This window comes from Clostridium senegalense JC122 (genome assembly GCF_000285575.1).
Classification (GTDB): Bacteria; Bacillota; Clostridia; order Clostridiales; family Clostridiaceae; genus Clostridium_J; species Clostridium_J senegalense.
Window position 1 is genome coordinate 196128 of record NZ_HE611055.1, and the last position, 9890, is coordinate 206017.

Annotated in this window: 8 protein-coding genes and 1 pseudogene; 2 read left to right on the forward strand and 7 right to left on the reverse strand. The window is 26.1% G+C overall.

What is annotated here, in order from left to right; genetic code table 11:
* Complete coding sequence (locus CSGHG_RS23480; RefSeq protein WP_155844795.1) at positions 1 to 171, forward strand: hypothetical protein; 171 nt, start codon at positions 1 to 3, stop codon at positions 169 to 171.
* Between the two features lie 40 nt (positions 172 to 211).
* Complete coding sequence (locus CSGHG_RS18320) at positions 212 to 451, forward strand: hypothetical protein (protein WP_010299410.1); 240 nt, start codon at positions 212 to 214, stop codon at positions 449 to 451.
* A gap of 101 nt (positions 452 to 552) precedes the next feature.
* Here the strand turns inward: CSGHG_RS18320 and CSGHG_RS18325 are convergent, their stop codons facing one another.
* From CSGHG_RS18325 to CSGHG_RS18355, 7 genes and pseudogenes are all read right to left on the reverse strand, one after another.
* The gene (locus CSGHG_RS18325; RefSeq protein WP_010299413.1) at positions 553 to 2619 is read right to left on the reverse strand and encodes an ABC transporter permease; all 2067 of its coding nucleotides are present in this window, start codon (positions 2617 to 2619) and stop codon (positions 553 to 555) included.
* On the reverse strand, positions 2619 to 3374 hold the full coding sequence (locus tag CSGHG_RS18330) for an ABC transporter ATP-binding protein (RefSeq protein WP_010299417.1): 756 nt from the start codon (positions 3372 to 3374) through the stop codon (positions 2619 to 2621). Before CSGHG_RS18330 ends, CSGHG_RS18325 begins: the two co-directional genes overlap by 1 nt.
* 160 nt (positions 3375 to 3534) lie before the next feature.
* On the reverse strand, positions 3535 to 4548 hold the full coding sequence (locus CSGHG_RS18335; RefSeq protein ID WP_010299420.1) for a sensor histidine kinase: 1014 nt from the start codon (positions 4546 to 4548) through the stop codon (positions 3535 to 3537).
* Entirely contained in the window at positions 4523 to 5197 is a 675-nt protein-coding gene (locus CSGHG_RS18340; RefSeq protein WP_010299424.1) for a response regulator transcription factor, read from the reverse strand. Before CSGHG_RS18340 ends, CSGHG_RS18335 begins: the two co-directional genes overlap by 26 nt.
* A gap of 521 nt (positions 5198 to 5718) precedes the next feature.
* Positions 5719 to 6792 carry a 2,3-butanediol dehydrogenase gene (locus tag CSGHG_RS18345; protein ID WP_010299427.1) on the reverse strand — a complete coding sequence of 358 codons (1074 nt, stop codon included), beginning with the start codon at positions 6790 to 6792 and terminating at the stop codon, positions 5719 to 5721.
* A 232-nt stretch (positions 6793 to 7024) separates the two neighbouring features.
* Positions 7025 to 8943: pseudogene (locus tag CSGHG_RS21410) on the reverse strand (sigma-54-dependent Fis family transcriptional regulator).
* Positions 8944 to 8974: 31 nt separating this feature from the next.
* Entirely contained in the window at positions 8975 to 9448 is a 474-nt protein-coding gene (locus tag CSGHG_RS18355; protein ID WP_010299430.1) for an HAD family hydrolase, read from the reverse strand.
* Between the last annotated feature and the right edge of the window lie 442 nt (positions 9449 to 9890).

Below are 9890 nucleotides of genomic sequence, written 5' to 3' on the forward strand. Positions count from 1 at the left end.
GTGAAATTACCAATGCAAGCAAAACCAGTTGTAAGAAATTTAACACAAGTTTCATTAAAAGATAAAGGAATAAAACCAAACCAAATATCAACTTATGAAGATTGCTTAATTAATTGTAATAATTTACAAAGTGCTATAGCAAGAGAGATTTGTAAGTCTTTATGTAGATAAGTTCACCTTTTAAATTTTTTTTGAAAGGAGGTGAATTAATATGAAATTACCACTTCAAGCAAAACCAGTTTCTAGAAATTCATTCTATACTACTCCTATGGATAATAGTGTATCTCCAAATGGTTTCTTATGTGATATGACTTGTACCCTTTTACCTGGAGATGCTCAAAGAATATGCAAAGAAGCTTGTGCCGCTGGTAAAACACTTTGTCCTACAATTTGTAGTGCATTACCAATGCCTTTTAATATGATGTGTAGTCAAGCTTGTAACCTAATATAATAAAATAAGCTAAATTTTAGACCTATTATAAAATAATTTTAGTTTCTGCTAATATTAATTATTAGCAGAAACTTTTTATAATTTTTATTACATTATCTTAACTATATAACTTCTTTTATATATTTTTTTCTACTTATCAAATAGAATATTATTTGGATACTTGTTCCTAAGCCTAAAATTAATAATGCTTTTTTCATAAGAAGTTTTACGATTATCATATTTGAGCACATAACATACAAGTAATACATACCTAATCCTCCTCCAACAAGAATTGGTATGAAAAATGTTATAGCTAATTCTTTGCTTATTAGAGTTTCTATTTCTTTTTCAGTTACACCTATCCTTATCAATGATTCTATTCTTTCTTCTTCATTATCTACATCTGACAATACTTTATAATATAAGACGACACCATTTGCTATTACAAACAGTAATCCTATAAAAGACATTGTAAAGAACACTATTCCATAATTTTCTATTTGCAACTTTATGAGCTCTTCTTTATACATTGGTCTATGATATTCTTTTCTTCCTTCCTCATCATATGAATGTTTCCCCCAAAGATTTCCTTCTTTCCAAAATGATTCATCTAAGTTATTTTTAATTCTTAAATAATTTACTAAAGAGTAAAAACCTTTATCTCCATTTTTAACATTTATTAAATGAATATTTTCTACTGCTTTTACTGATAACTTATTTTTCAAAAGTTCATAGTCCATATCATTTAAAACAAAGGCACTTCCTAATTGATGATTTACAAAAGGAACTCCTTTTCTACTTTCAATATTTTCTTTTTCTAAATTAAGAGTATAGCTATTTCCTATAACCTTTTCTACACTTCCTTCATTTATTACATAATTATTATTTATATTTTCTTTTTCCAATTTTCTTGCCTCTTCAACTTGACTTTCACTAAGCGTGGCTAAAATAGCTTTTGGATGATTAAATTCTATTTTTTCTTTCACTACATTTATATATTGTGCACTGCTAGGTTTTATATCAATGGTTTCATTCATATGCTTATTATAATTGCTTTCACTTACAACCGTTCTGGCTCCCCAAAATATAAACCCCTCATTTTCCGCTCTAAACATAGGTACATTTAAACACTCTAATATCTTATAATCTTTTATTGTTCCCTTTTCATCTTCTATTATTTTTTCTACTTCTTCTTTTTTTATTTTATTGTAACCTTCATCTTCAACAAACATAATATCAAATGGATTGTTCATATTTATATATTCTCTACTTGATACATATAAGGAATAACTAAACCCAACAAAGAACATTGCCCCTGCCATTAATAAAGAGATCATATACAGAACATTTTTATACCCTAAAAATCTATGAGACAAATTTGAAAGAATAAGAATATTTTTATTATAAGCTCTAGGAAACTTATTAAATATCTCTTTAATCAAAACAATGCCTGTTCCTATTATCATATAGGGACATATTATTGTAAAAGTTATAAATAATCCAAGCATATAAGATTTATTTTTAAAGATTTCATTTAAAAGAGTTTTAGGTAAACAATATAATGATATTATAAATAGTACTAAAGCTATTAACCCTATCACTGTATATTTTTTACCTATTTCACTTTTCTTTGAAGACTTTAAAATTTCCATTATAGACATTTTTCTTATATAAATTACATTAAATAAAAGGTTACATAAAAATATTACTAGGAATATCCCTAAACTTAATAAAAAACTCTTATAATTCAATTTGTATGGAATTGATGCTCCATTCAATATTTTATTTAACCCCATATAAAATAATCTTCCAAATATAACACCGCCTAAAATTCCTGTTATTGATGAAGACACCATTATCCCTAAATTTTCTATAAGTATTTGCTTCATTAAATCTTTAGTAGTCATACCTAAAGTTAAATACATTCCAAATTCTTTACCTCTATTTTTTAAGAATGCTATATTAGTGTAAGTTATAAAGACTATTGAAAATATTACAATTCCTATTAACGCAATTTTAATAGTCTCGTATAATGAAGTTTTTCCAATGCTTTGCAAAATGATTGGATTAAACATTAAACTTCCATACATAAATAACATAGCTACAATTAATGCATTAATAAGATAAAAGGAAATATATTTGTTGAAATTATGGATAAAATTTTTACGTATTATAGAAGAAAAAGTCATTATTTATCCCCCCCTATAACACTTTGCACTTCTAATATTTTATCGAAAAAATCTTTTCTATCTCCATTTGATGCTATCTCTATTTCGATTTTACCATCTTTAATAAATATTATTCTTTTACAAAAAGATGCAGCAAAAGGGTCATGAGTTACCATTAAAATGGTACTATTAATATCCTTATTCATGCTACTTATGGTTTCCATTACATTATTAGATGATTTTGAATCTAGGTTTCCTGTTAGCTCATCTGCAAATATTATAGCCGGTTCATTAATTAAGGCCCTTGCAGCTGCTACTCTTTGTTTTTGGCCACCAGACACATGATATGGATACTTCTTTTTTAAATCTTCTATATTGAAAAATGTCATAAGACTATGAACTTTTTTTTCTATTTTCACAGGCTCCAATTTATCTAATATAAGCGGTAATGCTATATTTTCTTCCAAATTTAAACTATCTAAAAGATTAAAATCTTGAAATATATATCCAATATTTTTTCTTCTAAACAAAGCTAATTCATCTTTTTTCATTTTACTTATATTTTTGTCCTTTATAATTATTTCTCCTGAAGTTTTATTGTCTACCCCCGAAAGTATGTTAAGTAATGTTGTCTTTCCACTACCACTAGGTCCCATTATTCCAACAAATTCTCCATTGTTAATAGTTAAACTTATTCCATCTAATGCTTTTACTTCTTTTACACCTTTGTATGAACTATAAATCTTTGTTAAGTTATTTATCATTAAAATTTCCATTTCTAAACTCCTCACCTATTTTAAAATTACTTTTACTTTTTCATCTAAAACTTCAAACTAAAAATTTAATTCTTATATGCATAATACTATTATAAAGGGGAATCCATTTGTCTTAAATGGATTCCCCTTACACAATGTTACATTTCTGCAATGTTTAATTCTAAATAACTTTTTCATCTTTAAACTTAATACTAACTTTAGTACCTTTACCAATATTGGATTGTATATCAACTAAAATTCCAAGTTTCTTAGATATCAATTTTACCATATATAGTCCAATTCCTGTTGAACTTCTTTCTTGTCTTCCATTGTTACCAGTAAAAAATGGATTAAATATCCTTGGTAAATCTTCTTTATTTATACCTACTCCATAATCTTTAACTATTAATTCTACTTCTCTAGCATTTTCTTTTGCATATATCTCTATCCTACTGCTATTTTTAATTTTAGAATACTTTATAGCATTAGCTATTATTTGTTCTAACATATATAAAAACCATTTTTTATCAGTATAAATATAAATTTTTTCACTAATATTTACCTTTGGAAACACTCCTTTATATATAAAGTCTCTTTTTTTTAAATTAATTGCATTACTAACTAGTTCTTTAAGATTATAGGGGTTTGTAACATAATCTCGTGAAAAATCTTCTAATCTCAATAAATTTAAACACTCTTCTAAATTTTTTTTAATTGAAGAGTTCTCTTCCTTTATATCCTTAATATATTTTATTTCTTTATTTTCTAATTCACTTTTCTCACAAGCTAAATCAATTACTGTTATTGATGTTTTCATATTATGAATCCATTGAGAAAACAAATAATCTTTACCTTTTATTTTTTCCTTTAACTCATAGATTTCATTAAGATACTCATTATGAATTTCATCAATTACATTTAAAATTTCCTCTTCTTTATAATCAACATTGTTTTTTTTGTAATTAGGACTTTTAATGCTATCTGCAAGTTTTTGTTTAAATCCACAATACTTAATAATCTCAATAATAAAATAAACTATTATCACTGTTCCACTTAATATTAATGGATATAATATCTCACTATTTTCAAATAATAAAAAGTAGAATACTATTATGAATGTAGTATTTACTATTAGAGCTATTAAATCTCGTCTTTTTAATTTTAAAACCCTAATTATCAACTCCAATAAAGACATATCCTACCCCTCTTTTAGTTACTATAGAATTATTTATACCTAAATCACTTAATTTTTTCTTAACCCTTGTCATATTAACGGTTAAAGTACTATCTTCTATAAAATTACTATCATCCCATAAAGCTTCTAAAAGTTCTTCTCTACTAACTACTTTTTCTATATTTTTTATAAGTATATTTAATATTCTATACTCATTTTTTGTAAGCTCTATAATTTGATTTTTATATTTAAGCTTCATACTATTATTAATTAAGGTTAATTCTCCAACCTCAATTTCTTCCTCGTTATAATCCTTAACCCTTCTTAATAAAGCATTAATTTTAGCAAGTAATATACCTATACTAAAAGGTTTAGTTACATAATCATCCGCTCCAAGTTCCATACCTCTTATCTGTTCGCCTTCATCACTTCTAGCAGAAAGTATTATTACTGGAATTTTATATAACTTTCTAATAAGTTTTAAAAAATAGAAGCCATCAAATTTAGGTAAATTAATATCTAATATTATCAAGTCTGGATTAATTTTAGTAATATATCCCATGACATCGTCAAAATTTTCAACTGTATCAACATTATAATCGTATGCTCTTAAATATTCACTTATATATTTTTTTAATTTTAAATCATCTTCAATTAATAAAATTCTCATTACAATCTCCCATAAAATACTTAATTATTAAATTCTATCACAGTTACTCTCTAATATAAATATTATCATATCTATATAAACTATTTTGTAAGCCTCTCTAAAATAATATAATTAATCAAAGTTTTTTTAAGTTTATTAAATACAAAATCCCTCTGAATTCTCAGAGGGATTTTCGTATATTATTAAAATAATTACAATTTCTATTTTAACCAGTTCTATAGGGAAACAAGCTTCAACTTAAATTTATTCAATAACCTTAAAATATTTTCATACAAGATGCAGTGTTAAATTCTAAGTGATTCTGAGCATGTCTCACTATTTTAGGTATCTAAGTTTTGGAATGGATAATTTTAAAAGTCAACTTGGAACCCTATATAGGGTTCCTAATTAAGTCTTAAACTTATTCATTTATCAAATGAGAAAACTCAAATTAATATTTTTTTAATAACTAACAGATTACTTTAGTTAAGAGTTAATAGTGAACAGTTATAGATTGCATCCCTATATTTCTATATTAATTTTTATAAAAGTGATTTATCTGGTGTTACTAATATCTTAACGTGCTTCTTCTTATCTGGACCTGTTAATGTACCAAATCCTTCTTTAACAATATCATCCAAGTGAATTTTCTTTGTTATATATCCTTCTGCCTTTATCCTTCCATCATTCATTTGAGCCATAGTTGCTTCAAATTCGTGTCTATAAGCTAATGTACCAACAATTTTTTTCTCTGTGAAAACTAAAACGTTTGGATTGAAATTTAATCCATCTTCCCATATGCTTGTAACTACCATAGTCCCTTCAAATTTTAAGCTATTAACCCCTGTATCAAAACCTATTTTTGCTCCTGTAGTTTCAAATGCAGCATCTACTCCTACTCCATTTGTAAGTTTTTTAACTTCTGATGCTATATCAACTTCATTTGGATCTAAAACAAAATCTGCACCAGCTCTTTTAGCATACTCTTGTCTTATTGATTTTCTTTGTAAAACTATAACAAGTTTAGCACCAGCTGCTTTTAGGCATTCAATTGTAGCTAGTCCAATAGGTCCTGATCCTAAAACTAATGCTGTATCACCTATTTTAAAATTAGCTACCCTTATAGAATGTAGTGCAACGGCCATCGGTTCAACAAGTGCTGCTTGTTCATAACTCATGCCTTCTGGTATCTTGTGTATAAATTCTTGTGGAAATACAGTATAATCAGCAAATCCACCACCACTTCCACAAAGTCCATGGAATCCTAAAGATGAACATAAATTATATTTTCCTTCTAAACAAGCTGGACATTTTCCACATGCTACTATTGGTTCAACAATTATCCTATCTCCAATTTTTAAATTGGAAACACCTTCTCCGATCTCAACTACTTCTCCAGAAATTTCATGTCCTAATACAACAGGTGCAGTAGTGCCACTTAAAGGATGTGGCTGACCTACTGGTATAAAAATTGGTCCTCCTAAATACTCATGTAAATCAGAACCACATATACCACACCACTTAACTTTTATTTTCACACTTCCCTTTACAACTTTAGGTTCTTCTATTTCCTCAACTCTAACGTCATTTTTCTTATACCATAATGCTGCTTTCATAATATTCCTCCTAAATTTTATTAGTTAAACTATTCACAATTAAATAAAGCAATAATTATGCCAACTATTTTAATTATTTATTTTGTTAATTTTTAAATTAGTCTTTCTTACATATTTTCTGCAATACACTATATATTTAATTATAAGTGTAAAACAAAAAATGTATCAAAATGAAACAATAACAATTGTTCCATTTTGATACATCTATCTCTTTTTCTCATTTTGATACACTTTAAATTTTATAAGCAATATTATATTTCTTTACTTTTCTATAAAGTGTAGATCGTCCTATCTGTAATAAATTTGCCGCTTGAACCATATTCCCATTACTTTGTATTATAGCTTTTTCTATAGCTTCTTTTTCTAATGTTTTAATAGCAACTACATTTTCAAATGTTTTCTCCTCTTTTTTACATGTATTTTCTACTTCATAAGAAACTAATATATTTTTTTCACTTAAATAAAAGTCACGTTCTACAACATTTCTTAATTCTCTAACATTACCTTCCCAATAGTTATCTTTTAACTTTTCCACATAATCTTTATTAATTTTTTTAACTTCTGTTCCTTTTTTTATAGATAAGTTTTTTGTAAAATAATTAACTAACAATCCTATGTCTTCCTTTCGTTGCCTTAACGGTATTGTTTTAATATTCATAACACTTAATCTATAATAAAGATCATTTCTAAAATTTTTTCTATTTACTTCTTTTTTTAATATTCTATTTGTTGCACCTATTACCCTTACATCTAATTGCTTTTCAAAAGTTCCTCCCACTCTAATTATTTTTCCATTATCTAAAACCCTTAAAAGTTTACTCTGCATATCTAGCGGTAATTCACCTATTTCATCTAAAAATATTGTTCCTCCATCTGCCAATTCAAATTTTCCTGCATGCCCTTCTTTAGCTGCTCCAGTAAATGCCCCTTTTTCATAACCAAAAAGTTCACTTTCTACTAATTCTCTTGGTATAGATGCACAATTTACAGCTACAAACGGTTTATTTCTTCTATCACTATAATTATGTATAGATTGCGCTAAAAGTTCTTTTCCTGTTCCACTTTCCCCTTCTATTAATACATTACAATCACTTTTAGCAGATTTTTTCGCTAATAATATCATATTTTTCATATTCTTATTTTCTGTTATTATATCATCAAAGGTATAGCTAGCTTTAAATCCTGCTAGTTTACTAACTAATTTATGTATATGTTTTGTTTCTTTAAAAGTTATTACCATACCAATATTTTTATTATTTACATTCATTGGAACTGCATTAACAATACATTTTATTTTGTCATTTTTTATTTTAAAATCACTCTCAATATTATAAATTTCTTTTTTATCACCTTTTAATAATGCTTTAAAATCAATATTAGTAATTAAACTTTTAATATCTAAATTCATAACATCATCTAAAGTTAAGTTTAATACATCTAACGCTCTACCATTTATTCTCTTAATATTACTATCTGAATCAATGACTATCATTCCATCTGATATGGAATTAAAGGTTACATTCAAAAGGTTATATGACCTACTTAAAGCAAATTGTTTTTGTATTGATTCTGCTGCAGATGTCACTATTCCTAAAGTGTGTGAATGTGCATCATAATAATTTCCAGACATATTTATACATCCTATTATCTTTTTATCTTCATCGTATATAGGTGATGCAGAGCATGTCCAAGAATGTTGACTTATACCAAAATGTTCTGCTCCTATTGTTTGTATTGGTTTTTTAAATAAAGAGCAGTTCCTATTGCATTAGTCCCAACCTCTTCTTCACTCCATAATTCCCCTTTTAAAAAATTTAATTCATTTACCCTATCCATTATATCTTCATCACCAATAACCTCAAGTATATAACCATCTTTATCTGCTAAAATCATAGCAAAACTTGACCCTTCAACTATTTTATATACACTTTCCATAACTGGCTTAGCTATTTTTATTAATTCCCTATTTTTATCTATAAGCTCTTTAATATTACTATGCTTATTTTTACCTTTTCCACCCATAGGATTAACATTATATTTTTTACATCTAATCCATGATTCTAATATTTCACTTCTTATTTGTTCATTGATAATATCATCATATATAAAATTTTCCCAAGCATTTTTTATGAATGTTATGTATTTTTCCACTAAAATCTCCCCTCTTTTTCTTTAATAGATATTATGTTCTTAATGTAGCTTTCACCCTATTTTTCTTTAATATTAAATCTATTGCATCAACTATATTATTTACTACAATATCAGCTTGAAAAACAGCTTTAGTAAAACATCCTTCTTTTCCAATTATAGCTATAGACATTATACTGTTTTTAAACATTTCTATGTCATTTTTCCCATTGCCAATTGCTACAGTACTATCGCTACCAAGTTTTTGAACTATTTTCTTTTTATCTTCACATGCATTATCCTTATTAAAAATTTTTACTTTAACAGGAAGTTCCATACATTGCTTTTCTACAGTACCATAAGTATCTGCTGTAACAACAAATATATTAACATCTTTATATGATAATTCTTTGATTTTTTCTTTTACGTCTTCAATTAATACACCATCTTCTGCAATGGTCCCATTAAAATCAAAGACAACATTTTTTATTCCAATACTTTTATAACCTGGTATATCAACTATTATCATTTGTTCAATACTCCTCTCACTTAATATATAATCTTATAAAACTCTCATCCCTATATGCTTTTAGTTTTTACTATACACATTCATTATACTATCATATAATGAAATAAGCTTTATTTTTAACCTATATCAAAAGTAAAAAGCTTAATTTTACAACTTTATATACTTTTAGCATATTTTCACTGTTTAAAATTTATGATGTATAATTAAGTGCTATTAAAAAACATATAATATTTATACTTTTTAGGATAAAATATATATTGAATGAATTTTAAATAAAACTCAACTTAAAATCATATGGAGGTTACAACATGTTTTTTCTATTAGGCTTAACGTTATTTACATTTATAATTTTTTTAACATCTTATCTGCTTGATTCAAGAAAGTTAATTAATGGATTATTATTTAATATATTTTTATTTTCAGCTATAATAACATCTATATA